Annotated in this window: 23 protein-coding genes; 13 read left to right on the forward strand and 10 right to left on the reverse strand. The window is 67.0% G+C overall.

Annotated elements, in window-relative coordinates:
- Positions 1-31: 31 nt before the first annotated feature.
- The 8 genes from ACEPA4_RS01950 (at position 32) to ACEPA4_RS01985 (ending at position 9,590) form a co-directional block, all read left to right on the forward strand.
- The gene (locus ACEPA4_RS01950; RefSeq protein WP_184014270.1) at positions 32-3,055 is read left to right on the forward strand and encodes a TonB-dependent receptor; all 3,024 of its coding nucleotides are present in this window, start codon (positions 32-34) and stop codon (positions 3,053-3,055) included.
- Between the two features lie 55 nt (positions 3,056-3,110).
- Positions 3,111-4,664: a serine hydrolase gene (locus ACEPA4_RS01955; RefSeq protein ID WP_184014268.1), complete on the forward strand. Its 1,554-nt coding sequence runs from the start codon at positions 3,111-3,113 to the stop codon at positions 4,662-4,664.
- Positions 4,597-5,310 (forward strand): M15 family metallopeptidase, encoded by a 714-nt coding sequence (locus ACEPA4_RS01960; RefSeq protein ID WP_216655045.1) that lies wholly within the window; start codon positions 4,597-4,599, stop codon positions 5,308-5,310. Before ACEPA4_RS01955 ends, ACEPA4_RS01960 begins: the two co-directional genes overlap by 68 nt.
- 380 nt (positions 5,311-5,690) lie before the next feature.
- On the forward strand, positions 5,691-6,062 hold the full coding sequence (locus ACEPA4_RS01965) for a hypothetical protein (protein ID WP_065186625.1): 372 nt from the start codon (positions 5,691-5,693) through the stop codon (positions 6,060-6,062).
- Between the two features lie 232 nt (positions 6,063-6,294).
- Positions 6,295-6,711, forward strand: a complete 417-nt coding sequence (locus tag ACEPA4_RS01970) for an EF-hand domain-containing protein (protein WP_005407824.1) — start codon at positions 6,295-6,297, stop codon at positions 6,709-6,711.
- Between the two features lie 84 nt (positions 6,712-6,795).
- Positions 6,796-7,545: an HAD family hydrolase gene (locus ACEPA4_RS01975; protein WP_065186626.1), complete on the forward strand. Its 750-nt coding sequence runs from the start codon at positions 6,796-6,798 to the stop codon at positions 7,543-7,545.
- Between the two features lie 31 nt (positions 7,546-7,576).
- Positions 7,577-8,065: a hypothetical protein gene (locus ACEPA4_RS01980; RefSeq protein WP_005415036.1), complete on the forward strand. Its 489-nt coding sequence runs from the start codon at positions 7,577-7,579 to the stop codon at positions 8,063-8,065.
- Between the two features lie 160 nt (positions 8,066-8,225).
- On the forward strand, positions 8,226-9,590 hold the full coding sequence (locus ACEPA4_RS01985) for a VOC family protein (protein ID WP_262089746.1): 1,365 nt from the start codon (positions 8,226-8,228) through the stop codon (positions 9,588-9,590).
- A gap of 144 nt (positions 9,591-9,734) precedes the next feature.
- Here the strand turns inward: ACEPA4_RS01985 and ACEPA4_RS01990 are convergent, their stop codons facing one another.
- Positions 9,735-11,249, reverse strand: coding sequence for an acetyl-CoA hydrolase/transferase family protein (locus ACEPA4_RS01990; protein WP_021202957.1), 1,515 nt, complete (start codon positions 11,247-11,249; stop codon positions 9,735-9,737).
- Between the two features lie 384 nt (positions 11,250-11,633).
- Between ACEPA4_RS01990 and glnE the strand changes: the two genes are divergently transcribed.
- Entirely contained in the window at positions 11,634-14,429 is a 2,796-nt protein-coding gene (glnE, locus tag ACEPA4_RS01995) for a bifunctional [glutamate--ammonia ligase]-adenylyl-L-tyrosine phosphorylase/[glutamate--ammonia-ligase] adenylyltransferase (RefSeq protein WP_262089960.1), read from the forward strand.
- Positions 14,430-14,604: 175 nt separating this feature from the next.
- Here glnE and ACEPA4_RS02000 read toward each other — a convergent pair whose 3' ends face one another.
- The 6 genes from ACEPA4_RS02000 to ACEPA4_RS02025 all read right to left on the reverse strand — a co-directional run bounded on the left by ACEPA4_RS02000 (position 14,605) and on the right by ACEPA4_RS02025 (position 18,553).
- Positions 14,605-15,165 (reverse strand): queuosine precursor transporter, encoded by a 561-nt coding sequence (locus tag ACEPA4_RS02000; protein ID WP_188239176.1) that lies wholly within the window; start codon positions 15,163-15,165, stop codon positions 14,605-14,607.
- 75 nt (positions 15,166-15,240) lie between these two features.
- Positions 15,241-15,753: a hypothetical protein gene (locus tag ACEPA4_RS02005; RefSeq protein ID WP_065186629.1), complete on the reverse strand. Its 513-nt coding sequence runs from the start codon at positions 15,751-15,753 to the stop codon at positions 15,241-15,243.
- A gap of 32 nt (positions 15,754-15,785) precedes the next feature.
- Positions 15,786-16,289: a hypothetical protein gene (locus ACEPA4_RS02010; RefSeq protein WP_032953871.1), complete on the reverse strand. Its 504-nt coding sequence runs from the start codon at positions 16,287-16,289 to the stop codon at positions 15,786-15,788.
- Positions 16,290-16,308: 19 nt separating this feature from the next.
- Positions 16,309-17,160: a DUF2145 domain-containing protein gene (locus ACEPA4_RS02015; protein ID WP_005415043.1), complete on the reverse strand. Its 852-nt coding sequence runs from the start codon at positions 17,158-17,160 to the stop codon at positions 16,309-16,311.
- A gap of 48 nt (positions 17,161-17,208) precedes the next feature.
- Positions 17,209-17,439 carry a hypothetical protein gene (locus ACEPA4_RS02020; RefSeq protein ID WP_005415044.1) on the reverse strand — a complete coding sequence of 77 codons (231 nt, stop codon included), beginning with the start codon at positions 17,437-17,439 and terminating at the stop codon, positions 17,209-17,211.
- Positions 17,440-17,593: 154 nt separating this feature from the next.
- A complete protein-coding gene (locus ACEPA4_RS02025; RefSeq protein ID WP_005415045.1) occupies positions 17,594-18,553 on the reverse strand; it encodes a mitochondrial fission ELM1 family protein in 960 nt (319 codons plus the stop codon).
- Positions 18,554-18,679: 126 nt separating this feature from the next.
- Between ACEPA4_RS02025 and ACEPA4_RS02030 the strand changes: the two genes are divergently transcribed.
- Positions 18,680-19,270: a malonic semialdehyde reductase gene (locus ACEPA4_RS02030; protein ID WP_005415046.1), complete on the forward strand. Its 591-nt coding sequence runs from the start codon at positions 18,680-18,682 to the stop codon at positions 19,268-19,270.
- An 86-nt stretch (positions 19,271-19,356) separates the two neighbouring features.
- The gene (locus tag ACEPA4_RS02035; RefSeq protein WP_005415047.1) at positions 19,357-20,064 is read left to right on the forward strand and encodes a YceI family protein; all 708 of its coding nucleotides are present in this window, start codon (positions 19,357-19,359) and stop codon (positions 20,062-20,064) included.
- A 217-nt stretch (positions 20,065-20,281) separates the two neighbouring features.
- Here the strand turns inward: ACEPA4_RS02035 and ACEPA4_RS02040 are convergent, their stop codons facing one another.
- Positions 20,282-20,683 (reverse strand): hypothetical protein, encoded by a 402-nt coding sequence (locus ACEPA4_RS02040; protein WP_069139893.1) that lies wholly within the window; start codon positions 20,681-20,683, stop codon positions 20,282-20,284.
- Positions 20,684-20,890: 207 nt separating this feature from the next.
- On the opposite strand from ACEPA4_RS02040, the gene ACEPA4_RS02045 reads away from it, so the two are divergent.
- Entirely contained in the window at positions 20,891-21,712 is an 822-nt protein-coding gene (locus ACEPA4_RS02045; protein WP_065186631.1) for a hypothetical protein, read from the forward strand.
- A gap of 62 nt (positions 21,713-21,774) precedes the next feature.
- On the opposite strand, the gene ACEPA4_RS02050 is transcribed toward ACEPA4_RS02045, so the two are convergent.
- Together ACEPA4_RS02050 and ACEPA4_RS02055 are read right to left on the reverse strand one after the other, a co-directional pair.
- Positions 21,775-22,572, reverse strand: a complete 798-nt coding sequence (locus ACEPA4_RS02050; protein WP_262089964.1) for a siderophore-interacting protein — start codon at positions 22,570-22,572, stop codon at positions 21,775-21,777.
- A 60-nt stretch (positions 22,573-22,632) separates the two neighbouring features.
- Complete coding sequence (locus tag ACEPA4_RS02055) at positions 22,633-23,193, reverse strand: PadR family transcriptional regulator (protein WP_111177628.1); 561 nt, start codon at positions 23,191-23,193, stop codon at positions 22,633-22,635.
- Positions 23,194-23,737: 544 nt separating this feature from the next.
- On the opposite strand from ACEPA4_RS02055, the gene aceE reads away from it, so the two are divergent.
- Positions 23,738-26,425, forward strand: a complete 2,688-nt coding sequence (aceE, locus tag ACEPA4_RS02060; protein WP_012478970.1) for a pyruvate dehydrogenase (acetyl-transferring), homodimeric type — start codon at positions 23,738-23,740, stop codon at positions 26,423-26,425.
- Positions 26,426-26,452 lie beyond the last annotated feature (27 nt).

Genomic DNA, 26,452 nt, shown 5'->3' on the forward strand with positions numbered 1-26,452 from the left:
ACCATTCAATTCTTGCAGGAGAGAGCAGGGGATGAAGGCTTACAGCATCAAGCGGGCGGCGTTGTGCGTCGCCCTTGGGGCGTGTCTGGGCGTAGTGCTGCCCGGCATCGCGATGGCACAGAACGTGAGCGGCGCAGTTGCCGGCCGTGCAACCGCGGGTGACCAGGTGACCGTGGTCAGCAACAGTACGGGTCTGACTCGTACCGTTACCGTCGGCGCCGACGGCAGCTACCGCCTCGGCCAGCTGCCGGTAGGTGACTACCAGCTGCAGCTCAGCCGCGATGGCCAGAAGCTGGGCGATCAGGTTGCTGTCAGTGTGGCGGTTGGTGGTACCACCACGGTCAACCTGGCCAGTGGCGGCGGCGTCACCAATCTTGATGCCCTGCAGGTGGTCGGCACCCGAGTGGTCAACCGCGTGGACGTCTACTCCACCGAGACATCCTTCAACATCAACCGTCAGGAAATCTCGCGGTTGCCGGTGGCGCAGGACCTGTCTGCGGTCGCGCTGATGGCGCCGGGCGTGGTCGGCGGCAACTCGTCATTCGGCGGCCTGTCGTTCGCCGGTTCATCGGTGGCCGAGAATGCGGTCTTCATCAACGGCCTGAATGTCACCGACATGTACACCCGTCGCGGCTTCAGCACCGCGCCGTTCGCCTTCTTCAAGGAATTCCAGGTCAAGACGGGTGGCTACTCGGTCGAGTTCGGCCGCTCCACCGGTGGCGTGATCAATGCCGTGACCCGTTCGGGCAGCAACGAATTCGAGGGCGGTATCGAAGTCACCGCCGAGCCCAGTGCATGGCGCGCCAGTGGCGGCGATCACTTCCATCGTGATGGAACCCCGCATTCGTATGGCAGCCGCGACAACAACTCGTTCCTGAAGACCAACGTCTGGGGCTCGGGGCCGATCGTCAAGGACAAGCTGTTCCTGTTCGCGATGTACGAAGACCGCAACGACAAGGGACACAACACTTCGTCCGACGGCAGCACTTGGTTCAAGAATGATTCCGGCAACGGCTTCTGGGGCACCAAGCTGGACTGGAACATCAACGACAACCACAGCCTGGCGCTGCTGGCGTTCTCCGACGAGGGAGACGTCACCAATGCCTCCTATGGGTACAACTGGAACGCAGACGAGCTCGGTGCATGGGGCGGTGATTCGGTCACCGAGACGGGGGGACGCAACTGGTCGGCAACGTATACCGGCCACTTCGGGCAGAACTTCACCGCGCGCGCCATGGTCGGCCAGAACAACCAGCGTGCCTTCACCAATTCATCGCTGGATCAGGCCTGCAGCCCGGTGTTCACCGACAGTACCTACGGCCCGCGCCTGGGCAAGCTGCAGGGCCTGCGCGCAGGCTGCCACCCTACGGGCACGGCAGTGGCCGAGCGTGACGATACTCGTGACGTGGCGCGACTGGACTTCGAATGGCAGCTGGGTGACCACCTGCTGCGCTTCGGTGTCGACCGTGAGCTGATGACCACAAAGCAGTCCACCCGCTACCCCGGCCCGACCGAACTGAGCTACACCGCCTACGTGGCGCGACCCGGCGATGAAGTCTGGGATGGTGCCAGTGCCTACGTACCGGCTGGCGTTACCGAAATGCTGCGTGCGCGAAACCGCAAATCGGGCGGCACGTTCGAGACTGAAGCCAATGCCTTCTACGTGGAGGACATCTGGAACATCACGCCGAACCTGATGCTCAACCTCGGCGTGCGCTGGGACCGTTTCGAAAACCGCACCGCCGCCGGCAAGGCGTTCATCAAGATGGATGACCTGATCGCACCCCGCGTCGGCTTCTCGTGGGACATGCGTGGTGATGGCAGCACCAAGCTGTTCGGCAACGCCGGCCGCTACTACCTTCCGGTTACCAACAACATCAACGTGAACTTCGCCGGTGGCCTCACTGACGAATACAGCTACTACGTGCTCAATGGCTGGGAGCGGAAAACCTCACCGACAGGCTCACCGTACATGGCACCGATCGTCGGCCAGCAGATCGGCCCGACCGACACCCGCATGAACACCGGCGGTGCCGATCTGCGCCAGAGTGTGGATCGCGACCTCAAGGCGGTCTACCAGGACGAGTACATCCTGGGCTTCCAGAACATGATCAACCAGGCATGGTCGTGGGGCGTCAACGCCACCTATCGACGGATGACCCGTGCGCTGGACGACATCCGCATCAATTACACCCCGTGCGGCCCGACCCCGAGCACGCTGTGGCCGATCGCCAACCCGGGCGAGAGCCTGACGATCTGGGGTGACAAGAGCATCGGCTGCGCCAACGAGGGCTGGATCACCATCGATACCGCCAACAGCGGCTATCGCAAGGGTGGCAGCGGCGAGGTGATCGGTTACTCCAAGCCCAAGCGCACCTACAAGGCACTGGAGTTCCAGATCGACCGTGCATGGGACGAGAAGTGGATGTTCAACGCGTCCTACCTGTGGTCGAAGAGCGAGGGCAATTTCGAAGGCCCTGTGAATTCCGATACCAACTACGGCGACACGGGCATGGTTCAGTTCTGGGACCATCCGGCCACCAACGAGCGCTATGGCGTGCTGTTCAACGACTTCCGCCACCAGTTCAAGCTGCGTGCCGCTTACGCGCTGAACAAGCAATGGTCGTTCGGAACCACACTGCAGGTGCAGTCCGGTGGTCCCATCACGGCCTACGGCGTGATGTGGCCAAACGATTCCATCGCCGGTGGTAGTACCTCCAGCGAAGGTAGCGGTGGTGGCACCGGCTGGCTGTGCGTGGCCAGCTGTTCCGGTCCGTACAACCAGCGGCAGTTCGAGTACAGCCCACGCGGTGCGTTCGGTCGCCTGCCGTGGACCTGGAATATGGGCGCCAATGTGACCTGGCGTTTGCCGGTGGAGGGCATCGACCTCAGTGCACGGCTGTCGGTGTACAACCTGTTCAACAACCAGAAGACCATCAACGTGCACCAGCGCTATGAAGCGCAGCCCGGCCAGTACCGCGAGGCGACGTTCGCCACCGGGACGCGCTGGCAGGCCCCGCGCTACACCCAGCTGGTGGTGACCTGGAACTTCTGAGGCCACGATCCGCGCCGTCCACCGTGACGGCGCGGGCAATGGAGGGGCTGCGCGCATGTACCACCTGCTGATCGTCGCGGCGGCACTGGCCGCACCGTCCGCTTCGGCGACCGACATCGCCTCCCTCGAGGCCGACGTCGCCGCCGTGGTCCAGCACGAGCACCTGCCCGGGCTGGCCATCGCGGTGGTCGACAACGGGCAGGTGGTCTATCGCCACGCCGAGGGCGCGCGCGGCGACGGCGGCCGCATCGACCAGGACACGCTGTTCAAGATCGCCTCCAACAGCAAGGCGATGACCGCCGCGCTGCTGGCGCGGCTGGTGCAGCAGGGCAAGCTGCGCTGGGAGGATCCGGTGCGGCGGCATCTACCGGGCTTCCGCATGCACGATGCGTGGGTGGGCGAGCAGATGCAGGTGCGCGACCTGCTGATCCACAACAGCGGTCTCGGCCTGGGCGCCGGTGACCTGATGCTGTGGCCGGAGCCGAACGCGTTCACCCGTGCCGACATCATCGCGGGGCTGGCGCACCTGAAGCCGGTCAGCAGTTTCCGCAGCCGCTACGCCTACGACAACCTGATGTACGTGGTGGCCGGCGAACTGGCCGCTGCGACGGGTGGCAAACCGTATGACCAGTTGATGCGCGAGCAGGTGTTCGAGCCGCTGGGCATGACCCGCTGCCAAGTGGGGACGTGGTCGGTGAAGCGGGTCGGCAACGTGGCGCAGCCACATGCCTGGCGTGGCGACCACAATACGGTGGTGAACGCCGATGGTGCGATCAGCCCGGACCTGCCGTCGATGGCCGCCGGCGGCATCCGTTGTTCGCTGCGGGACATGACGCGCTGGATGCAGGTGCTGCTCGATCCCGGCCTGGCACCTGGCTGGTTGGATGCTGAGCAGCGCCGTACGCTGTGGACCCTGCACATGCCGATGCCGCTGGGTGAACGCCAGCGGCGTTGGGACAACGCGCATTTCTACGGCTACGGCTATGGCTGGCGCGTGTCGGACATGGATGGGCAGTGGAAGGTGGCGCACACCGGCACATTGTCGGGCATGTACTCGTCGCTGGCGCTGCTGCCTGAGCGCAAGGTGGGTGTGGTAATGCTGATCAACGGTGAAGGCGAGGATGCGCGCATCGCATTGATGCAGACCGCACTGAAGCGCTTCACCGCCCCCGATGAGGCGCGTCCGGCGCTGGCGTACCTGGCCGAACTGAAGGCTGACCAGGCCATGCGAGCGGCAGGCGGCCATCAGCGGCCGGCGACGTCGCAGGCACGGCCGACATCGGACGCCGATCTGCCGCGTTGGCAGGGCCGCTACACCGATCCGTGGCTGGGGCCGGCCTCGCTGTGCCCGGGCAAGGACGGCCTGCGCTTCAGCGTGGACAAGTCGCCCCGGCTGGAAGCGGCTGTGCTGCAGCTGCAGGGGCGCTGGCTGCTGCGCTGGGATACGCTGGGCGAAGACGCGCAGGCGTGGCTGCAGCCGGGTGAAGGCCTGGCACCGACACTGGACCTGCGCGCCATCGATCCGGACATCGACTTCAGCTATGACTTCCAGGACCTGCATTTCACTCGTACTGGCGATTGCCCTGGCAGCGACCACCAGCGCCGCTGAGCCACCGCGCGTTTCACCGGCCACCGACGCGGCCAGCGCCGGGCTGGTGGAGATCCGTACGTTGTCGCCGCGCATCGACCTGGACATCCGCTATGCGGGCGCCAACAACTTCACCGGCGCGCGCGTGCCCGGCTACGAGGCGCCTTCGTGCTACCTGCTGGCGCCGGTGGCGAAGGCGCTGGCCGAGGTGGAACAGGACCTGCGCGCCGATGGCTTCGGCCTGCGCCTCTACGACTGCTACCGGCCGGTGCGTTCGGTGCAGGCCTTCATGGCCTGGGTGAACGATCCGCGCGAGCTCTCGCGCAAGGCACAGCAGTATCCGGACCTGGACAAGCCGCGCCTGCTGGCCGATGGCTACATCGCCGAACGCTCCGGCCACAGCCGCGGTGCCACGGTGGATCTGGGCCTGCTGGATTGCCGAAGCGGTGCATGTGCGCCGTTGGACATGGGCACTGACTTCGACTTCTTCGGGCCACGTGCGCATACGCAGACGAGCGGGCTGAGTGAGACGCAGCAGGCAAACCGGCGGCAACTGGTGCAGGCAATGGCACGGCGTGGCTTCGTGAACTATCCGCAGGAGTGGTGGCACTACACGTTCCAGCCGGAACCGGATCCCGGCTCCGCGTACGACGTCCCGGTACGGTAGGGGTATCGGCAGGGCTGCGCCCTGTACCTGCGGTAGTGCCGGCCGCTGGCCGGCAACATCAGACGCAACAGCAACAGCGTGCGTTCCGTGGGTTGGCTGGGCGGTGCCGGAGTGCGGGGACGCCGTAAATCCGTCCATGGAGGCTTGGCAGCCGCATCCATGCGGCTGACACCCCGCACTCCGGCACCGCCCAGCCTCTGACAGTTTCCCGCGCGGTCCGTTGTAGGGCCGAGCTCATGCTCGGCTGCTCTTTGTTCAATCGTCGAATTATTCGATCTCGATGGAGACTCATCCACGCACGGCGTGGATCTACCGTGGCTGCCGGATTGGGTCCGAAGCAGATCCCTTACACTGGCCGCCATCCCACCGTTGCCCATCCGATGAACCTTCCCCTGCACTTCGGCCTGCTCGGTACCCTGGAAGCCGGCGCCATCGCCATGCTGGTTGGGCTGCTGGTGTACTTCCTGTGGTCGCAGCTGTGCCGCCTGCTGCGGTGGTCGATGGGGCACGCGATCGGCTGGTCCTGCGTCATCGCCGTGATCATCGCCGCCGGCATCGATGCGTGGAAGCTGTTCTACATGGGCATCGTGCGGCTGGAATCGCCGCTGTACGCGCGCATCTTCCTGGCCACCATCCACGATCCGAACGAACTTGGCAGCCGTGTGGTGCTGGAAATCGCCGGTGCGCTCGCCGGTGTTGCTCTTGCATGGGTGTTGTTCAGTTCGCGGTCATCGGAAAAAACCGTCGACTGACGCAGGTTTTTCGTTGCCTGCCGGTTAAATGCAGAGGCGCTGAATGCGCATCTTATGAGCCACTCACTTCACCCTAACCACCGCGCTAAAGCATGCGTGGAGGCGAGTGGTTAATCGCATGTGTGCGGGCCGGTCGCGGCGCAAAATCGATTCAGAAACGCGGTGGCAGGGTAGGTGCCGTGCGGAATCAACACGCCGCGCAACACCACCCAATTGGCAGGAGACACCCCTGATGACTATTCGCAACCGCAAGCCCCTGATCGCCCTGATCGTCGCCGCTGGCAGCGTGCTGGCCATCCCGGCGATGGCCCAGTCGGCCAAGCAGCAGGCCGCGCATGCACAGAACGAGGCCGCTCAGGCCCAGCAGGCGGCTGCACAGGCCGGCCAGGCCGCCGACCAGGCGACCAATGCGGCCGCAGCGGCATCGGCACAGGCCAATGGCGGTGGCCAGACCTGGGCCAGCATCGATACCGATGGCAACGGCACCATCAGCAAGACCGAGGCGCAGGTGAACGCCGGCCTGGCCCAGGTGTTCGACCAGGCCGATACCAACAAGGACGGCGAGCTGAGCGCCGATGAGTACAAGGCCTACGTGGCCGCCCAGCAGGCCGGCGCCGGTGGCGCAGCGCAGGGTGCACAGGGCAGGTAAGTCCTGCGTCGGGGCGTATGGGAACCCGGGCGGTTTCGGCCGCCCGGGTTTTTTTCGTCACCATGGCCCCTGTATCCTTGCGCGATGAATACACCCACGCCTGCGCCGTCGCGCGCCATCGGCCTGGTCGGTTTTGACGGTGACGATACGCTGTGGAAGAGCGAGGACTACTACCGCAAGGCCGAGCAGGATTACCTTGACCTGCTGTCGCGCTATGTCGACGTGCATGACACCCAGACCGCCCGCCACCTGCTGGAAGTGCAGCAGCGCCACCTGGGCACCTTCGGCTACGGCGTCAAGAGCATGACCCTGTCGATGATCGAAGCGGCCATCGACATCACCGGCCAGCGCATCGAGGCCAAGGACATCCAGCGCATCCTGGAGATCGGCCACGACACCCTGCGCCACCCGGTCGAGCTGATCGATGGTGTACGCGAAGCGGTGGTGGCCATCGCCGAGCACTACCCGGTGGTGCTGATCACCAAGGGCGACCTGTTCCACCAGGAAGCGAAGATCAAGGTCGCCAACCTGGGCGAGCTGTTCCCGCGCATCGAGATCGTTTCCGAGAAGGACCCGGAGACCTACGCCCGCGTGCTGGCCGAATTCGACCTGCCGATGCAGCGCTTCGTGATGGTCGGCAACTCGCTGCGCTCGGACATCGAGCCGGTGGTGACCCTGGGTGGCTGGGGCGTGCATACCCCGTACGCAGTGACCTGGGCCCACGAGACCCAGCATGGCGTGGCCGACGACGAACCGCGCATGGTCACTGCCGATACCGCCCACGACTGGCCGGCCGCACTGGCGGCGATCGAGGCCAAGGCCGCTGCGGCCTGACAGGGCCCGTCGGCTGCGGCAGAATCGGGGCATGAACCACCGACTGCGCGCGCTGATGTTGTTCCTGTTGCTGGCGCCGGCCACCGTGCTGGCCCAGCAGACCGCCGAGCGCTCAAGCGCCTACGACGTGGACACCGGCGACAGCTGGGTCGATGCCCAGCTGCAGGACATCAACCATTACGCCGAACGCTACCCCGATGCCTTCCTCGACGAAGTGTCGCGCTATGCCGACGTGCCGCGCGGCTACATCAGCGCGCTGTTCACCACCCACGGCTGGCAGGCCGGAGACATCTATTTCGCCTGCTTCTGGGCCAAGGCCAGTGGCCAGACCTGCCGCGACAGCGTGCGTGCCTTCAGCCAGGACCCGGAGGGCGGCTGGGAGGCGGTGGTCAAGCGCATGCCCACCAAGCCGGACAATCTGCACTACCGGGCTGTGCGCCATGCCATCGTGGCCAGCTACCAGCACTGGGACCGGCCGATCACCCTGGATGCCGCGCTGAAGCGCCAGTTGAAGCGGTAGGGTCGGCCGCTGGCCGGCAATTGCAGCCTTTCCAGGCATCCGGGGTTGCCGGCCAGCGGCCGGCACTACCCGGTCATGTTGCTCTGCGTATCGCCGCCGCCGGGCGCTCCGGCGACAATACGGGTCCGAGCTGTTCCCCGTTCCCGTAATCGAGTGACTGATGAGCGCCTCTTTCGTTTCGCCTGATGTGATCCGCCGCCTGTTCGCGCAGGCCATGTCCCGCATGTACCGCACCGAAGTGCCGCTGTACGGCACGCTGGTGGAACTGGTGGAGCGGATCAACGCGCAGGTGCTTGCCCAGGACCCGGCGCTGGCCGCGCAGCTGCAGCGCAACGACGAGCGTGCGCGGCTGGATGAAGAGCGTCATGGCGCGATCCGCGTCGGTACCGTGCAGGAACTGGCGACGCTGCGCCGCCTGTTCGCGGTGATGGGCATGTACCCGGTCGGCTACTACGACCTGTCGGTGGCCGGCGTGCCGGTGCACTCCACCGCGTTCCGCCCGCTGACCGGCGCGGCGCTGGCGCAGAATCCGTTCCGCGTGTTCACCTCGCTGCTGCGCCTGGAGCTGATCGAAGACGAAGCCCTGCGTGCAGAGTCGGCGAAGATCCTGGCGCGCCGTCGCATCTTCACCGACGGCGCGCTGGCGCTGATCGACCAGGCCGAGCGCGACGGTGGCCTGTCGCAGGCCGATGCCGAGCGCTTCGTCGATGAAGCACTGGAAACCTTCCGCTGGCATGGTGACGCCACGGTCGACCTGCCGACCTACCGCGCGCTGCACAACGCGCACCGGCTGGTGGCCGACGTGGTCAGTTTCCGCGGCCCGCACATCAACCACCTGACCCCGCGCACGCTGGACATCGACGCTGCACAGGCGGCAATGATCGAGCACGGCATGGCGGCCAAGGCGGTGATCGAAGGCCCGCCGCGCCGCGCCTGCCCGATCCTGCTGCGCCAGACCAGCTTCAAGGCGCTGGAAGAGGCCGTGCATTTCCCGGATGCCGAAGGTGGTAATGCCGGCACCCATACCGCGCGCTTCGGCGAGATCGAACAACGCGGCCTGGCGCTGACCCCGAAGGGCCGCGCGCTGTACGACCAGCTGTTGTCGCAGGCCCGCGACGCCGGTAGTGAAGGCAGCACCGGCGGCGACTACGGCCAGCGCCTGCAGGCGGTGTTCGCCAGCTTCCCGGATGACCATGACACCCTGCGCCAGGAAGGCCTGGGGTATTACCGCTACCAGCTGACCGACGCTGGCCGCGCCGCGCCGGAGCGCGTGGCCGATCTGCCCGCTGAAGTGATGGTGGCCGCCGGCCTGGCCACGGCTGACCCGATCGTCTACGAGGATTTCCTGCCGGTCAGTGCCGCGGGCATCTTCCAGTCGAACCTGGGCGGCGAAGAACAGCGCGCCTATGCCGCGCATGCCAACCGCGAAGCCTTCGAGCAGGCCTTGGGCGTGGCGGTGAACAACGAGTTCGAGATCTACGAGCGGCTGCAGGCCGAATCGCTGGCGGCGTTGCGCACCGCGTAAAGGCAGAGCCGGCCGCTGGCCGGGCACCGCGTGAAGGTGGAGCCGGCCGCTGGCCGGGCGCACCGCGTGAGGTAGAGCCGGCCGCTGGCCGGCTGTTGGGGAAGCCGGCCAGCGGCCGGCTCTACCCGACGTCCGTAGCGGGCCTCAGCCCTTCATCGTGCCGGTATCCAGCCAGCGCTGGTGCCACGACAACGCTTCCGGCAGCAGGTGCGGGGTGTGCTTGCCGTAGCTCTCGCGGCTGGCACGGTCGAAGTAATCCTGCAGCTGCGGGCGGAAGTCCGGGTGGGCGCAGTTGTCGATCAGCACCTGCGCGCGCTTGCGCGGGGTCAGGCCGCGCAGATCGGCCAGGCCCTGTTCGGTGACGATCACCGACACATCGTGCTCGGTGTGGTCGACATGGCTGGCCATCGGCACGATCGCCGAGATGGTGCCGTTCTTGGCGGTGGACGGGCTCAGGAACGCCGACAGGAAACCGTTGCGGGCAAAGTCACCGGAACCGCCGATGCCGTTCATGATCCTCGTGCCCATCACGTGCGTCGAATTGACGTTGCCGTAGATGTCCACCTCGATCATGCCGTTCATGCCGATGCAGCCCAGGCGGCGCACCAGTTCCGGGTGGTTGGAGATTTCCTGCGTGCGCATGATGATGCGCTCGCGGTAGAAATCGATGTTCTCCTTGAACGTCTCATTCGCCTGCGGGCTCAGCGCGAAGCCGGTGCAGGAGGCGTAGCTCAGCACGCCGTCGCGCAGCAGGTCGAGCATGCCGTCCTGGATCACTTCGGTGAACGCGGCCAGGTCGCGGAAACCACTCTTGGCCAGGCCGGCCAGCACGGCGTTGGGGATGTTGCCCACGCCCGACTGCAGCGGCAGCAGGTTCGGCGGCAGGCGGCCCTTCTTCACCTCGTGCTTGAGGAACTCGATCAGGTGCGAAGCGATCTGCTCGCTGGTTGCATCGATCGGGCTGAACGGGCTGTTGCGGTCCGGGCCGTTGGTACGCACCACGGCCACGATCTTGTCCGGGTCGCAGCGCAGCGCGGTATCGCCGATGCGGTCGTTGGCGTTCACCAGCGGAATCGGCTTGCGGTGCGGCGGCAGCGCGGTGCCGTAGTAGATGTCATGCATGCCGTCGACACCGGCCGGCTGCCATTCGTTGACCTCGACGATCACCTTCCTGGCCAGGTCCAGCCAGGTCTTGTTGTTGCCGACCGAGGTGGAGGGCACCAGCGAACCATCTTCGCGGATGGCCGAGACTTCGATGACGGCGGTATCGATCTCGCCATAGAAGCCGAACCACACGTGCTGGGCAACGTGGCTGAGGTGGATGTCGATGTAATCCAGCTTGCCCTCGTTGATGCGGTTGCGCGCGTCCGGGTCGCTCTGGAACGGCATGCGCATGGCGATGCCATCGGCCTTGGCCAGCGCGCCATCGAGTTCCGGCGCGGTCGAGGCGCCGGTCATCAGCTTGATCTGGAAGGGATTGCCCTGGGCATGCACCGCTTCGATGCGGCGGGCCAGTTCGACGGGAACGGCCTTGGGATACCCGGAGCCGGTAAAGCCGCTCATGGCCACGGTTTCACCGGGCTGGATCAGCGCGGCTGCGGCCTCGGCGGAGACCACGCGGTCACGGAGACGCGCGTTGGCGATGCGATCAACAGACATGACGACAGTGTTTCTGGGGGGAATCCCGATTATCGGCCATCCTCATCCGTACGGGGGGCCTACCTTCGTGGAATGGCTTTTCCCCCAGGGGCTCACCCATACCCACCGGTTCTGTTTTGCAGTGCAGCGTGCAAAGTGCTTTCGCAGCCCGCACGATGGCCCTGCATCCCGACGTGGGGGAGGGAGCAGAGCCCGCTGGCAGTTCGCTGCAAGCGGGCTTTTTTATTGCCTGTCGCCCAGTGTGAATACGCGGCCTGCATTATCGGTAGTGCCGGCCGCTGGCCGGCAACTGCAGCAACCTTCGGCAGAATCATGGGATCTGCCGGCCAGCGGCCGGCACTACCGGGTCCGTTGCGTCCCAGCCGGGTCGATACAATCAGACCCATGACCCTCGCCCCCGCTGACCTGCCCGCCCCGCTGCAGCCCCTTGTCGACCGCGCCCTGGCGCGCCTGGCCCAGGTCCTGCCCGAGCCCGTTCCTGCCGAACTGCTGCCGCTGCTGACCCGACTGGCGGTGGCCAGCGACTTCGCGCTGGACACCCTGGTGCGGCAACCGGCGCTGCTGGCGCAGCTGGCTACCCCCGGCTGCCCGCCGATCCCGCCACCGGTGCTCGATCCGCTGCAGCCCAGCGACTGGCCGGCGCAGATCCGGCGCTGGCGTACTGCCATGTCGACGCGGCTGATCTGGCGCGACCTGACCGGCCTGGACGACGTGGCACAGACCCTGGCCGGCGCCACCACCCTGGCCGAGGACTGCCTGCGGCTGGCGCTGGACGCGCTGCAGCAGGAATTCGCCCAGCGCCACGGTGTGGTCCGCGATGGCGAAGGCGCCGCGCAGCAGCTGGTGGTGTTCGGCCTCGGCAAGCTTGGCGGCGGCGAGCTCAACTTCAGTTCCGATATCGACCTGGTCTACGCCTATCCGCACGGCGGCGAATCCGACGGCCCGCGCGCGCTGGCCGCCGAAGAGTATTTCGCCCGCCTTGGCCAGCGCCTGGCCAAGCTGCTGGACGAAACCACCGTCGATGGCTTCAGCCACCGCGTCGACCTGCGCCTGCGCCCGTTCGGCAGCGCCGGCCGCGTCGCGCTGTCGTTCGCGGCGATGGACCAGTACTTCCAGCGCGAAGGCCGCGACTGGGAGCGCTATGCGTGGCTGAAGGCGCGCGCGGTCGCCGGTGATATCGAGGCCGGTGAAGCGTGGCTGCAGACCCTGCGCCCGTTCGTGTACCGCCGCTACCTGGATTTCACTGCGCTCGATGGCCTGCGCGAGATGAAGGCAGCGATCACCGCCGAAGTCGCGCGCCGCGAGCTGCACGAAGACATCAAGCGCGGCGCCGGTGGCATCCGCGAGATCGAGTTCCTGTGCCAGGCGCTGCAGCTGATCCGCGGTGGCCGCGAACCTGCGCTGCGCGAGCGCCGCCTGCTGGTGGCGCTGGACGCGCTGGTGGCTGCGGGGCAGATCGCGCCCGAGGACGGCAGTGCGCTGCGCGAGGCCTACCTGTTCCTGCGCCGCCTGGAGAACCGCCTGCAGATGCTGCGCGATGCGCAGACCCACGTGCTGCCCAGCGATGCACTGGACCGCGAGCGCATCGCCGTCGGCCTCGGCTACCCGGACTGGGACGTGCTGCGCGCGGCGCTGGCCGAACAGCAGCAGCGGGTCAGTACCGAATTCGCCGCGCTGCTGGCACCGCGCAAGGGTCAAGCCGCGCCCGACGCGCTGGCCAATTACTGGCGTAGCCTGCCCGAGGGCAGCAACGCGCCGTTGCTGGCAGAAGCCGGTTTCCTCGATGCCAATGGCGCCGACCAGTCATTGCGTGACTTCGCGCAGGGCACCGGCGTGAAGTCATTATCCGATGCGGCGCGTGCGTGGCTGGATCGCGTACTGCCCGCGTTGCTGCATGCGGCCACGCGTTCGCCGCAACCCGACGCTGCGCTCAAGCGTGTGCTCGGCCTGTTGCAGGCCGTGCTGCGCCGGACCAGCTATCTCGCGCTGCTGGACGAACAACCGAGCGCGTTGGCGCGTCTGGTCGATGTGCTGGCGCGCAGCGCGCTGCTGGCCGAGCGGCTGGCCGCGTACCCGCTGCTGCTGGACGAACTGCTGGACGTGCGCGTGTCCGGGCCGATGCCCGATGCGGCCGGCATGCTGGCCGAGTGCCAGCAGGTGCTGGCGGTGGAAGATCCCGAATCCGCACTGCGCTGGCTCAACGAGACGCGGCTGGCGCTCAGCTTCCGCATGGCGATGGCCACGCTGGATGGCCGCCAGGGTGCGGTGGACAGCACGCGGCAACTGGCCGAGCTGGCGCAGGCGGTGGTCACCACCGTGCTGGCGATGGCCGAGGCGGACATGCGCGCCGCGCACGGCGGGATTCCCGGTGGACGTTTCGCGATCATCGGCTACGGCAGCCTCGGCGGGCTTGAGCTGGGCTTCGGTTCCGACCTGGACCTGGTGTTCCTGCACGACAACCCGGCTGGCGTGGAGGCCAGCGATGGCGCACGTCCGCTGGAACCGGGGCGCTGGTATGCACGGCTGGCACAGAAGGTGATGGCGCTGCTTGGTGCGGTCACCGCCGCCGGGCGCCTGTACGACATCGACGTGCGCCTGCGCCCGGACGGTGGCAAGGGTTCACTGGTGTCTTCGTTGGCCAGCTACACCGAATACCAGCGCGAACGCGCGTGGACCTGGGAACACCAGGCCCTGGTGCGCGCACGCGGTGTGGCCGGTGATGCCAGCCTGCTGGCCGATTTCGAACAGGTGCGTGCACAGACACTGGGTCGTGAGCGCGATCCGGCCACGCTGTATGCCGATGTGCTGAAGATGCGCGGCCGCATGCGCACTGAACTGGACCGCAGCGATGCCGCGCGGCTGGACCTGAAACAGGGTGCCGGTGGCGTGGTGGACCTGGAGTTCCTGCTGCAGACCGGCGTGCTGGCGCGTAGTGCGCAGCATGCGGCGTTGCTGCAGCCACGCGACACGCCGTCGCTGATCGATGCGCTGGCGGTTGCCGGTTTCCTGCCGGAAGACACTGCGCAAGCACTGCATGGCGCGCATGCCACGCTGCTCGACGTGGGCCTGGCCTGCACGCTGGACCGTCGCCCGCGACTGGCACCGACCACGCCCGCGATTGAAGACGCGTGTGCGGCGATTACGGCGGCGTGCAGAGCGGCGGAGCTGCCGTTCGGGTGAGTGGGTGCACCCATTAGAGCAATTGCCCGGGGATGATCCGCTGTTGGTAGGTGCCGACCGTTGGTCGGCACAATCTGTCAGCGGTGATGAACTCTGATGGAGCGTGCCGACCAACGGTCGGCACCTACCGTGCTCATGTGCCATCCAAGGTCGGCACCTGCCAGAGCACGTGCGGTCAGCTGGTCGCGCGCAGCGGCGCCATCTTCCACAGCAGTGCGCGGAACGGGGCCAGCAGGCAGACGCCGATCGCCAGCTTCACTACCAGGTCGCCGGCGGCCCAGCTCACCCACGGCAGGGTGGAACCGGCAAATGCGATCGACCAGAAAATGGTGGTATCCACCGTCGCGCTGCAGGTCGTGGCCACCATCGGTGCGCGCCACCAGCTGCCGCGGCGCAGGCGGTCGAACACGGTGATGTCCAGCAACTGCGCCACGATGAAGGCTGAGCACGAGGCAACGGCGATGCGCGGCGTGGCCACCCAGATCGACAACAGCACCGCCACCGCGAAGCCGATCCACGCCACGCGGCGCGCCGGGCCCGGGCCGAAGCGGCGGTTGATCAGGTTGCTGACCAGGAACGCGACCGGATAGCTGAAGGCGCCCCAGGTCAGCCAGTCGTTGATCGGGTACTGCACCAGCACGTTGGACAGCAGCACCACCGCGCCCATCGCCAATACCGCCAGCACCAGGGCGCGGGCGGTCAGCGGGGCAAACATAGGGGCAGGACGCACGGACATGGCGAGCCAGGGGGACAAAGGGGATCGCCCATTATCCGCCCGGCCCGCGGCAAAGCCAAAACCGCTTGTTCAGCTTTACAACGCTTCGCTCATCACATCGCCCGCGGCGTAGGCGGTGGGGACGTAAGCCAGCGCTTGGCCCTGTGCGCTCTTCACGGTCCAGCCGGCACCGGCCTCGGTGGGGTCGAAATGTACCTGCTGGCCGACCACGAAGGCCGCCGTCTGGTCTTCATGCACGCGCGCCGGCCAGCGCAGGGTGGCGGTCTGATCGGCCTTGTCGGGCACCTGCAGCTGCACCTGGCGCTCGCCGGCCGCCGTGGTCTCCACCTTCTTCACTTCCATCGGCGGCAGTGGCACCGCCTTGGTGCGGGCAACCCTGCCATTGCGTTCGCTGGCCTTGAACGGCGCCTTGGACAGTTCGGACAGGCCCGCCGATGCAGCGAGCGGCACCGAGACCACGATCAGCGAGGTGATCAGCACGCTGGCTTCGCTGCTGTTCAACTGCGGCGCGGCGCCGGCATGGACGGTGGGCACCAGCAGCGCGGAGAGCAGCAGGGCGGAAGCGGGAACGCGCAGGCAACGGAACATGGAGACCTCCTGGTCAGCGTGGGGACGGCGGCTCAGCGCCGGGTATCGAAGATATCGCGCGGGCCGGTGGCCTCGGGCAGGTATTCCAGCGGGCGGCCCTGGTTGTCCTTCAGCTGCCAGCCCTGGTCGGCGCCGGTCGGCTCGAAGTTCACGGTCTGGCCCACGGTGAACTGCACGGCCGGGTCGCCGACGCCGCGCGGATACTGCATCGATGCGGTGTTCTGCGGATCGTTGGCATCACGCAGCAGCACTTCGCGGCGGCCATCGACGGTGGTGGCGATTGCGCTCACCTCCATCTGCGGCAGCTTGATCTGCTGCGGGCGGGCCAGCGGCTGGCCGGCATCGGCCGCATCCTGGGCTTCCTTCGCTGCTGCGGCGCGGGCCGAGGCCACCATCTGCGTGGACATTTCCAGGCTCGGTCCCTGCGGGCCCGGGTCATGGATGATCACGATGCGGCGTTCGGCGTGGGCGGCCGTCGACCACGCCAGGCCGGTGACGATCACCATCGACAACACAGAGGTAAGCAGCGGACGCATGTCGTTCTCCTTGCGGGATTCAGGGCGTGGCGGCGGTGGCACCGGCCACCGGCACATGGGGGATCACCAGTTCCTGCTGCAGCTGGCTGCGCTGGTGCAGGAAGTCGAACACCGATTCCACCGTCACCACCGAATAGTTGCCGGAGATGCGTTCGCCGGCTGGATGGTCGGTGGTGGTGGCGTTGGCTACGAACAGGCGCGCACCCACGCGCTTGCCGAGGCCGATATGCAGCACGCTGGGCTGGTACTTCTGCTGGCGCAGCCACTGCTGTGCCTGTTCGCGCTTGACGATGGCCGGCGCGCCTTCGGTCTGCGCCATCGCCGCCGCCAGCACTTCCAGCACCCACTGGTTGGAGTTCTGGTAGTCGGTGGCGAACGGGTAGGCGACCACGTTGTACCTTGTTTCGTGCAGCGCCTTGGGCTGGATCGAGGGCGGCACCAGCATCGCGCGCAGCGCCGCACGCAAGGGGGCCGACGGCACGCCGATGCGCAGGTCGGTATGGCCGCCGCTCTCGCCGACGAAGTTGCCGAGGCCCTCGTGGTACAGCTGCGAGCTGTCGGTCTTGCAGCGGTTGAGCAGGTGCATCGCGCGCCAGCGGCCGTCGTCCTCGCGCAGCAGGAAGGCCAGGTGGCTGTGGCGCAGGCCGTAGCGGCTCAGGTCCTGGCCACCGCGCGCGGCCACCACCACGTCCACCTCGGGCAGCGCGTCCAGGCGTTCGGCGGTGGTCCAGGCCACGTCCAGCATCGCCGCCTGCGACGCCACGCTCGGGTAGCGCTCGCGGCAGGCGGTGCTGTCGGCCCAGGCCGGTGCGGTCGCCAGCAGGCTGGCGATCAGCAGCGCGGCGCGGCGCAGGCGGGAAAAACGATCCATGTCGGCACCTTCAACGGCGGGCAGGCCCGCGCGCCGATCATACGCTGCTCAGCGCAGCGGGCGATCCACGCCCTTGCGCTGGAGTTCCCTGTCGCAGGCATCGCTGATCGGGGCGATCGGCAGCGGCGGGCGCTCGCCCGTCTTCGGATCGCGCAGCGCCGGCTGTTCGCGGTACGCATCCAGCTGCTGCTGGCATTGATAGGAGATCGGGTCCAGCTCGGTGGGCGCGGTCGAACACGCGGCGAGCAGGGCCAGGGGCAGCAGGAGCAGGGTACGCATGAAGGCATTCGGTCCGGTGGGGGACACCGGACTCTAACGGTATGGGCGGATTGAAATGTTCAGAAATCGCTGCGCACCCCGGTAGTGCCGGCCGCTGGCCGGCATCGGCAGGGTGTCCGGTAATGCGCACAGCGTTGCCGGCCAGCGGCCGGCACTACCCCAAGGCCAGGCGCTGCTTTACTTCCGCCGCCACGCGCGCGGTTTCGCGCAATGGCTCGATGCGGTCGTACTGCCAGTCCAGCCAGTGCGGCTGCAAGCGCCCGCGTTCGCGCAGCTGCTGCTGGAACCGGGCCAGCCGGCCCTGCGCGGCATCGGCCAGCGCCACCATCACCGGCATGCGCGTGGCGCAGGCTTCAGAGAGCAGGTTCACCGAATCGGGCGAGACCACCACCCGGTTGGCCCAGCCGAGCAGGCCGCCATAGGGATTGGTACCGTCGCCACCATCGCCCCAGATCACGTGCGGCAGGTCGGCGAACTTCGCGCGTAGGATCTCGGCCAGGGCTGGCGGCGTGCGTCGCGAGGTGGTGGCCAGCAGGCTGCCGCCTTCGCTGCGGATCTGCTCGGCCAGCGCCTGGAACACACCGACCATCGCCGTCTCGTCCCACGGCGCCAGCGGCGTCGGCCCGCCCACCAGCAGTGCGGTGCGCGGACCGGGCAGGGTGCTGAAGCCGGCGAACGCGGCGCGACCCCAGGCCAGCCAGTCGTCGTCCACCGGGTTGAGGCTGCCGAGCAGGGTCAGCACATTGCTGCCACGCAGGGCGTCGTGTTCGGGCACCACCACCACATCCCAGTGGCGGGCGCCGATGCGCGGGTCGAGGATCTGCACCACCTGGCTGCCGCGTGCACGCAGCACGCGCAGGGCACCGGCCGCCTGGCGACCACAGCCGATCGCCAGTGCCGGCGCCTCAGCCGCCAGCGTCGCCAAGGCCTCGCCGTAGCCATTCACATCGCCGGGCAGCCGCCGCGGCGACAGCCAGCGCCAGGGTGCGCGCGGTTGCAGGAGCAGCGGTCGGTGGGTGCCCTGGCGCAGTGCCGAGGCCAGCGCGACCGCCTGGCGGACATTGCCCGCACGGCCGTCAGTGACCGTCCATGGCGCGCTCGATCGTTTCACCATTGGCATTAATTCGTTTCAGCCCTGCTGGGTGTTGCAACAGTCGCGACACTCTACACTGCGGCTCGTCGTTTCGCCCCGCGCCGCACGCGGGCACTGACTTCCTTTCGCCGCCCTGGAGATCCACCGATGTCCCACGCGCTCGACGCCGCTGCCCTTGACCAGCTGTTCCGTACGGCCCGCACCCAGAACGCCTTCCTCGACAAGCCGGTCCCCGAGAGCCTGCTGAAGGAACTGTACGACCTGGTGAAGTGGGGCCCCACCGCGGCCAACACCACGCCGGCGCGCTTCGTCTTCGTCACCTCGAAGGAGGCCAAGGACAAGCTGGCCCCGGCGCTGTCCGAAGGCAACCTGGCCAAGACCATGGCTGCGCCGGTCACCGTCATCATCGGTTTCGACCTGGACTTCCACGAGAAGCTGCCGTACCTGTTCCCGCACACCGATGCCAAGGCCTGGTTCGATGGCCCGCAGGAAGGCCGCCACGAAGCCGCCATCCGCAACGGCAGCCTGCAGGGTGCCTACCTGATCCTGGCTGCGCGCGCGCTGGGCCTGGATGCCGGCCCGATGTCCGGCTTCGACCCGGCCAAGGTCGACGAAGCCTTCTTCGCCGGCACCTCCATCAAGTCGAATTTCCTGGTCAACCTGGGTTACGGTGATCCGGCGGGCCTGTTCCCGCGCCTGCCGCGCCTGTCGTTCGACGAAGCGGCGCGCATCGCGTAAGTCGCTGTATCGGTTTCGGGCCCGCTGTTCCGCGGCGGGCCATTGCTGCACCGTGTACCCACCCTACGATCCGGAGAGTTCCTCAGATGAGCGCCACCCGTAAACTGCTGCTGCCGCTGGCCCTGACCCTGGCCATCGCCGCCTGCTCCAAGCCGGCCGACACCGCTGCCCCGGCTGCCGATGCCGCCGCCCCGGCCACCACCGAGCAGGCTGCCACCCCGGCGGCTGATGCCGCTGCTGCCGCGCCGGCTGCCGAAGCGATCAAGATTGCCTCGGGCACCTACAAGCTGGACCCGAGCCACACCGACGTGCTGGCGCAGTGGAGCCACTTCGGCTTCTCCAACCCCAGCGCGCACTTCGGCAACGTCGAAGGCACCCTGGTGTACAACGCCGAAGACGTGACCAAGTCCACCGTGGAAGTGAAGCTGCCGCTGAGCGGCCTGAACAGCTTCACCGCCAAGTTCGACGAGCACCTGAAGAGCGCCGACTTCTTCGACGCCGCCAAGTTCGCCGATGCCACCTTCAAGAGCACCAAGGTGGAAGCGGCCGGCACCAACAAGCTGACCGTCACCGGCGACCTGACCATCAAGGGCATCACCAAGCCGGTCACCCTGGACGTCACCGTCAACGGCGGCGGCGAGCACCCGATGGCCAAGGTTCCGGCTGCCGGCTTCGATGCCACCACCACCCTGAAGCGCAGCGATTTCGGCGTCGGCGCCTACGCCCCGAACGTCAGCGATGAAGTGAAGATCCGCATCACCACCGAAGCCACCGGCGAAAAGCCGGCCGCTTGATGCACCCAGCTCACTCGTCGTGAGAAGGCAGAAGGCCCGCTGAAAAGCGGGCCTTCTTTTTGGGTTCTGCATGCGCGGTGCCCGATGCCGATGGGGTTGCCGGCCAGCGGCCGGCACTACCCGGCAGGTGCCAACCTGCATCTGGTGGGTGCGGATCTGCATCTGGTGGGTGTCAACCTGCATTTGGTGGGTGCGGACCGTTGGTCCGCACGATCCCTCAGCGCAACGCGCCCAGCCACGCCCCACATGCTTCGCTCGGGCTCTGCTTGGCCTTCACCGTCATCCCGCTCACCCGCACGAATGTCTGCGCCGCCTGTGCCACGACCTGGCGTGCGATCAGCGCCGCCTGCTTGGTCGCGGCCTGCTGCTTGCGCAGCTGCACGATGTTGATCGAAGGCCGACCCACCGGCGCGTACTTCTGGTCGCGGCGCAGCACGTCGGCCACCTGCGCCACTTCGAATTCGGCCTGCAGGTAGCGGTGCTGTGCTTCCACCAGCTCGCGCAGCGGCGCGCGGAGTGCAGCGGTATCGGCGAAGGCGGCCAGGGCCGCGTCGCAGGCAGCGTCATCAGCGAAGCGGGTACGCAGCGCGTCCACGCTGGCCAGGGTCAGTTTGGCCATGTGGGCCTCGTTGCTGCAGGAAAGGAGCGCGATTGTCGCATTGCCAGCTCGGTAGTGCCGGCCGCTGGCCGGCAATTGCATGGGAGTGTGCGGACCAACGGTCCGCACCCACCAGTCGATGGCGGTCCGCACCCACCGACGGCGGCGCAGCCGAGCATGGGCTCGGCTCCACAATGGCCCGCTGTATCACCCACGGAAGGAAGACCCATGCAGGACGCGCAGTACTGGTTGAACGAATTCTGGTCGGGCCTGAGCGTGCTCGATCTGGTGGGCGGCAGCGTGCTCGGTACGCTGCTCGGCCTGGTGCTGGGCATCGCCGGCTGGCGCTGGCTGCATCGGCGTGGTTGGTTGCAGCGGCGCAAGCGCTGGCATCACTGGCTGCTGGCCAGCTACGTGGTGCTGCTGCCGCTGGCCACTGCCTTCTTCGGCCTGCAGCTGGGCTTAACCGCCGGTGCGCACCGCGCGCTGTTCAAGCAGCTCGATCATTTCCAGCCGCACCTGCAGACCCTGGTGGAAGGCTGGAGCGAAGGCTTCACCGATTCGCTGGACGACCCACGCATGCGCGAGGCATTGCGCAGCCAGGGCACGGTGGGCGACGTCGCCGACACCATCGCCTCGGCCTACCTTAGCGAGCATCCGCTGCCTGGCTTGGACCGTCTTGGCAACGGCCCATTGGCACGCGGCACCGGCTGGGTGATCGGCAAGGTGCGCGAGGGCCTGCTGCGCAGCATGGTGGAAGACACGCTGGTGGACAGGGCCGGTACCCTCGGCCTGGAACCCAAGGTGGTGCGCGAGGCGCTGACCATGCACGTCGATGAGCTGCTGCACACCCGTGGCGTGTTGCGGCTGGTGAAGGCGCAGATCAACGGCATGATGCCGGGCGTGTACTTCGGGCTGCTGTTGCCGTTGCTGATCATCGCCCTGCTGGTAGCGCTGGAGATCTGGGCTGCGCAGCGGTTCGGGTGGATGCGGCAGGGGGTAGTGCCGGCCGTTGGCCGGCAATTGCAGGTTCCTGCCGAAGGTTCATGAGGTTGCCGGTGCATGGGGTCAGATCCCTTTTCCACAGGAAAAGGGATCTGACCCCGAGCCGGTCAATCGCCGTCGGTTTCGTCCGGGTGGGCCTTCCAGTAGCCGGTGGAACGAATCCAGTCGCGCGGCACGCCCAGGTGGCCTTCGATGAACTTGCGCATCATCCGTGCGCGGCGCGATTCGGTGGCGATCCAGTAGAAGACATCGCCGTCCGGGGCCTCGAAGTCGGTCAGCATGTCTTCCAGCAGCGTACTGCTGGCCGCCGGGAAGCCGTTGCGCTCCAGCCAGTGGATGCGCACGTTCTCGTACTGCGGCAGGTCCTGGCGCTCGGTCTCGTCGCGCACTTCGATGAAGGCCTGCACCTCGGCACTGTCCGGCAGCACGTCCAGCCAGCGGGCGATGGCCGGCAGTGCGGTTTCATCGCCGATCAGCACGTAGGCGTCGTAAGTGTCGGCCACCACGAACGAGCCGCGCGGGCCGCCGATCACCAGCATGTCGCCCGGCTGTGCGCGTTCGGCCCACGGCCCGGCCACGCCCTGGTCGTGCAGCACGAAGTCGATGGCCAGCTCGCCGGTCTCGTGGTCCCACCAGCGCGGGGTGTAGTCGCGCGAGGGCGAAGGCACCTTGCCGTCCGGGTAGCTGCGGCCTTCGGCGGTCAGCACCGGCAGCACCATCTCGCCCGCAGCGTTGGGGAAGAACAGCTTGATATGGTCGTCGGCGCCGGGCGAATCGAAGCCGGCCAGGTCGTCGCCACCCAGCACGATGCGGCGCATGTGCGGGGTGACCTCTTCAGTGCGCAGCACGGTCAGTTCACGGAAGCGCACATCCAGGCGCAGGCGCGTGTTGTTGTGTTCGGTCATGGGGGTTACCTGTAAAGGTGTCGCGCGGGGGCGCGCGGCGTAGGGGAGACCTGGCTGGCGTCAGTCTGGCTGGGTCGTTGAAATCGGTGGTTGCTCGCTACCGGCCGTACCGTTGAGCAGGGCCGAGGCCCGCGTCAGCAGCGCCGCCACTTCGTCCGCCTCGCCCTCGGCCCAGCGGCCGTGGTGATGCACCAGCGCCCGCTTGAACTCGCGCAGGGCAGTGGCCAGCGGCGGCGGCAGCGAAGCCTTGGTGATCTCGCGGGCACGGTCGAAGGCACGCCGCTGCGCCAGGCGCACCTGGGTGCGCTGCACCTTCAGCTCGAACTCGCCGGCGGCGGTGATGCGGAAGATCCGCTTGCCATCCACTTCCTCGGCCTCGATCCAGCCGGCCTGCTCGAAGCTGGCCAGCAGCGGGTACATGGTGCCGGCGCTGGGCGTGTAGGCCTGCATGAACTGGTTGCTGATCAACTGCATCAGCTCGTAGCCATGGCGCGGCTGCTCGCCGATCAGGGCCAGCACCAGCAGGCGCAGGTCGCCGCGGCTCAGCACACGTGGCTGGCCGTTGCGGCGCGGCACATCCGGATCGGTGGAACGGGCTCTGGCAGAAGCGGTACGGCTCATTTCGATATATCGGTAAACGAGTATGCAAACGATATATCGATATGTCGAAAGCGACAACATCCGATCCGGCCACAAGCAGGTGCAATTTGGGCCACGGACCTTCGTGCGCACAGCAAAAGGGGCGCCCCGTGTGAGGCGCCCCGGCGATGCTGTGGAAGGGAGCAGGGCCATCGGGCCCATCACTCGCGACCCACCCTGGGCCCGCGACTGGCAGCGATCCAGAGGCAGGTGCGACATGTTGTCGCCGGTTCAGAACCGCTGCCCGGCACCCACCTACGGCGGTGCCGGAGTTGCCCTACAACCGTCATCGGCAGCGGTAACACTGCGTCCTGCACATGGGCGCAGCGGCCGCAAGCGACAGCCCGCGCCGCCGCCAAGGCCCGCCGCAGGGCCATCAGCGGGCCCGGCAAGCCCCTTGCGGACACTGGCCGGTTGCATCCATACGCCAGCGTAGCCAAGTGACGAAAGCCCTTGGTGCGCTACACTTTGCGGTCTAGAAATCTATACAACAGTCGCGCGCGTGCGTGCGGTTATGGGAGCGCTAATGAACTGGTTGAACGAGGTGCTGAACAACGACCCGAATCCTGTGGAAACCCAGGAGTGGATCGAGTCGTTGAAGGCCGTTATTGATGTCGAGGGCTCCGAGCGCGCGCATCAGCTGCTGGAAGGCATGGTGGAACTGACCCGTCGTTCGGGCGCCTACCTGCCGTTCTCTCCCACCACCGAATACGTCAATACCATCGAACCGCAGTTCGAGGCCAAGAGCCCGGGCAATGCCGAGCTGGAATGGCGCATCCGTTCCATCATCCGCTGGAACGCGATGGCCACCGTGGTGCGCGCCAACCGCAAGCCGGGTGACCTGGGCGGCCACATCGCCTCGTTCGCCTCCGGCGCCACCCTGTACGACGTGGGCTTCAACCACTTCTGGCGCGCCCCGAGCGAGAATCACCCGGGCGACCTGCTGTTCATCCAGGGCCACAGCGCCCCGGGCATCTACGCACGTTCCTTCCTGGAAGGCCGCATCAGCGAAGAGCAGCTGGACAAGTTCCGCATGGAAGTGGACGGCGGTGGCCTGTCCTCGTACCCGCACCCGTGGCTGATGCCGGACTACTGGCAGACCCCGACCGTGTCGATGGGCCTGGGCCCGCTGGCCGCCATCTACCAGGCGCAGTTCATGCGCTACCTGGAAAACCGTGGCCTGATCGAGAAGTCCGACCGCAAGGTGTGGTGCTTCATCGGCGACGGCGAGAGCGACGAGCCGGAAACCCTGGGTGCCATCGCCCTGGCCGGCCGTGAAGGCCTGGACAACCTGATCTTCGTGGTGAACTGCAACCTGCAGCGCCTGGACGGCCCGGTGCGCGGCAACGGCAAGATCATCCAGGAACTGGAAGGCGTGTTCCGTGGCGGCGGCTGGAACGTGATCAAGCTGCTGTGGGGCGGTTACTGGGATGCCCTGCTGGCCAAGGACACCAACGGCGTCCTGAAGAAGCTGATGATGGAAACCGTCGACGGCGAATACCAGAACTGCAAGGCCTTCGGCGGCGCGTATACCCGCGAGCATTTCTTCGGCAAGTACCCGGAAACCGCTGCGATGGTCGCCGGCCTGAGCGACGACGACATCTGGCGCCTGAACCGTGGTGGCCACGACCCGCACAAGGTGTACGCCGCCTACCACCAGGCCGTGAACACCAAGGGCATGCCGACCGTCATCCTGGCCAAGACCGTGAAGGGTTACGGCATGGGCAGCGCCGGTGAGGCACTGAACCCGACCCACCAGACCAAGAAGCTGGACGACGAAGCGGTGCGCCACTTCCGCGACCGCTTCAACATTCCGGTGACCGACGCGCAGCTGGCCGACGGCCAGGTGCCGTTCTACCACCCGGGCCCGGATTCGCCGGAAGTGCAGTACCTGCAGGAACGCCGTGCCGCGCTGGGCGGTTACCTGCCGCAGCGCCGCCGCAAAGCCGACAAGACCTTCGTGGCGCCGAAGCTGGAAGCCTACGAGCGCCTGCTGAAGAGCAGCGGCGAGCGCAGCTACTCCACCACCATGGCCTTCGTGCAGAGCCTGAACATCACCCTGCGCGACAAGGAACTGGGCCCGCACATCGTGCCGATCGTGGCCGACGAAGCCCGTACCTTCGGCATGGAAGGCCTGTTCCGCCAGATCGGCATCTACGCGCCGTTCGGCCAGAAGTACAAGCCGGTGGACGCCGACCAGCTGATGTTCTACCGCGAAGACCAGAGCGGCCAGGTGCTGCAGCAGGGCATCAGCGAGCCGGGCGCGATCAGCTCGTGGATGGCGGCCGGTACCAGCTACTCGGTCAGCAACGTGCCGATGCTGCCGTTCTACATCTATTACTCGATGTTCGGCTTCCAGCGCGTGGGCGACATCGCCTGGCAGGCCGCCGACATGCGTACCCGCGGCTTCCTGCTGGGTGGCACCGCCGGCCGCACCACGCTGAACGGTGAAGGCCTGCAGCACGAAGATGGCTTCAGCCATCTGGTGGCCGGTGGCATCCCGAACGTGCGCAGCTACGACCCGACCTTCGGCTTCGAAGTGACGGTGATCCTGCAGCACGGCACCAAGCGCATGATGGAAGACCAGGTGGACGAGTATTACTACGTCACCCTGATGAACGAGAACTACACCCACCCGGAAATGCCGGAAGGTGCAGCCGAAGGCATCGTCAAGGGCATGTACCTGTTGACCGACGCCGGCAAGCCGAAGAAGGGCGAGCTGCGCGTGCAGCTGCTGGGTTCGGGCACCATCCTGCGCGAAGCCATTGCCGCCGCCGAGCTGCTGGACAAGGACTTCGGCGTGACCGCCGACATCTGGAGCTGCCCGAGCTTCAACGAACTGCGTCGCGATGGTTTCGACGTGGAACGTGCCAACCGCCTGCATCCGGAAGGTGAGCAGCGCAAGGCCTACGTGACTGAGCTGCTGGAAGGCCGCCAGGGCCCGGCGATTGCCGCCACCGACTATGTGCGTGCGTATGCGGACCAGATCCGCGCGTTCGTGCCGATGTCGTACACCGTGCTGGGTACGGATGGTTTCGGCCGCTCGGATACGCGTGCGAACCTGCGCCGGTTCTTCGAGGTGGATCGGTACTACATCGCCCATGCCGCGATTGCGGCGCTGGCGAAGGAAGGGAAGATGACCGCGAAGGATGTGGCCCGGGCGATCAAACAGTACAAGATTGATCCGGAGAAGGCTAATCCTGTTGGGGTTTGATTGAGCTGCACTGCTGGTACAAAAGGG

This window comes from Stenotrophomonas sp. P2112 (assembly GCF_041897515.1).
Classification (GTDB): Bacteria; Pseudomonadota; Gammaproteobacteria; order Xanthomonadales; family Xanthomonadaceae; genus Stenotrophomonas; species Stenotrophomonas sepilia.

What these genes read in the sequence shown, in the direction of transcription:
- ACEPA4_RS01950 (WP_184014270.1), top strand. Translation starts at nt 32, where the DNA reads ATGAAGGCTTACAGCATCAAGCGGGCGGCGTTGTGCGTCGCCCTTGGG.
- ACEPA4_RS01955 (WP_184014268.1), top strand. Translation starts at nt 3,111, where the DNA reads ATGTACCACCTGCTGATCGTCGCGGCGGCACTGGCCGCACCGTCCGCT.
- ACEPA4_RS01960 (WP_216655045.1), top strand. Translation starts at nt 4,597, where the DNA reads ATGACTTCCAGGACCTGCATTTCACTCGTACTGGCGATTGCCCTGGCA.
- ACEPA4_RS01965 (WP_065186625.1), top strand. Translation starts at nt 5,691, where the DNA reads ATGAACCTTCCCCTGCACTTCGGCCTGCTCGGTACCCTGGAAGCCGGC.
- ACEPA4_RS01970 (WP_005407824.1), top strand. Translation starts at nt 6,295, where the DNA reads ATGACTATTCGCAACCGCAAGCCCCTGATCGCCCTGATCGTCGCCGCT.
- ACEPA4_RS01975 (WP_065186626.1), top strand. Translation starts at nt 6,796, where the DNA reads ATGAATACACCCACGCCTGCGCCGTCGCGCGCCATCGGCCTGGTCGGT.
- ACEPA4_RS01980 (WP_005415036.1), top strand. Translation starts at nt 7,577, where the DNA reads ATGAACCACCGACTGCGCGCGCTGATGTTGTTCCTGTTGCTGGCGCCG.
- ACEPA4_RS01985 (WP_262089746.1), top strand. Translation starts at nt 8,226, where the DNA reads ATGAGCGCCTCTTTCGTTTCGCCTGATGTGATCCGCCGCCTGTTCGCG.
- ACEPA4_RS01990 (WP_021202957.1), bottom strand. Translation starts at nt 11,249, where the DNA reads ATGTCTGTTGATCGCATCGCCAACGCGCGTCTCCGTGACCGCGTGGTC.
- glnE (WP_262089960.1), top strand. Translation starts at nt 11,634, where the DNA reads ATGACCCTCGCCCCCGCTGACCTGCCCGCCCCGCTGCAGCCCCTTGTC.
- ACEPA4_RS02000 (WP_188239176.1), bottom strand. Translation starts at nt 15,165, where the DNA reads ATGTCCGTGCGTCCTGCCCCTATGTTTGCCCCGCTGACCGCCCGCGCC.
- ACEPA4_RS02005 (WP_065186629.1), bottom strand. Translation starts at nt 15,753, where the DNA reads ATGTTCCGTTGCCTGCGCGTTCCCGCTTCCGCCCTGCTGCTCTCCGCG.
- ACEPA4_RS02010 (WP_032953871.1), bottom strand. Translation starts at nt 16,289, where the DNA reads ATGCGTCCGCTGCTTACCTCTGTGTTGTCGATGGTGATCGTCACCGGC.
- ACEPA4_RS02015 (WP_005415043.1), bottom strand. Translation starts at nt 17,160, where the DNA reads ATGGATCGTTTTTCCCGCCTGCGCCGCGCCGCGCTGCTGATCGCCAGC.
- ACEPA4_RS02020 (WP_005415044.1), bottom strand. Translation starts at nt 17,439, where the DNA reads ATGCGTACCCTGCTCCTGCTGCCCCTGGCCCTGCTCGCCGCGTGTTCG.
- ACEPA4_RS02025 (WP_005415045.1), bottom strand. Translation starts at nt 18,553, where the DNA reads ATGGTGAAACGATCGAGCGCGCCATGGACGGTCACTGACGGCCGTGCG.
- ACEPA4_RS02030 (WP_005415046.1), top strand. Translation starts at nt 18,680, where the DNA reads ATGTCCCACGCGCTCGACGCCGCTGCCCTTGACCAGCTGTTCCGTACG.
- ACEPA4_RS02035 (WP_005415047.1), top strand. Translation starts at nt 19,357, where the DNA reads ATGAGCGCCACCCGTAAACTGCTGCTGCCGCTGGCCCTGACCCTGGCC.
- ACEPA4_RS02040 (WP_069139893.1), bottom strand. Translation starts at nt 20,683, where the DNA reads ATGGCCAAACTGACCCTGGCCAGCGTGGACGCGCTGCGTACCCGCTTC.
- ACEPA4_RS02045 (WP_065186631.1), top strand. Translation starts at nt 20,891, where the DNA reads ATGCAGGACGCGCAGTACTGGTTGAACGAATTCTGGTCGGGCCTGAGC.
- ACEPA4_RS02050 (WP_262089964.1), bottom strand. Translation starts at nt 22,572, where the DNA reads ATGACCGAACACAACAACACGCGCCTGCGCCTGGATGTGCGCTTCCGT.
- ACEPA4_RS02055 (WP_111177628.1), bottom strand. Translation starts at nt 23,193, where the DNA reads ATGAGCCGTACCGCTTCTGCCAGAGCCCGTTCCACCGATCCGGATGTG.
- aceE (WP_012478970.1), top strand. Translation starts at nt 23,738, where the DNA reads ATGAACTGGTTGAACGAGGTGCTGAACAACGACCCGAATCCTGTGGAA.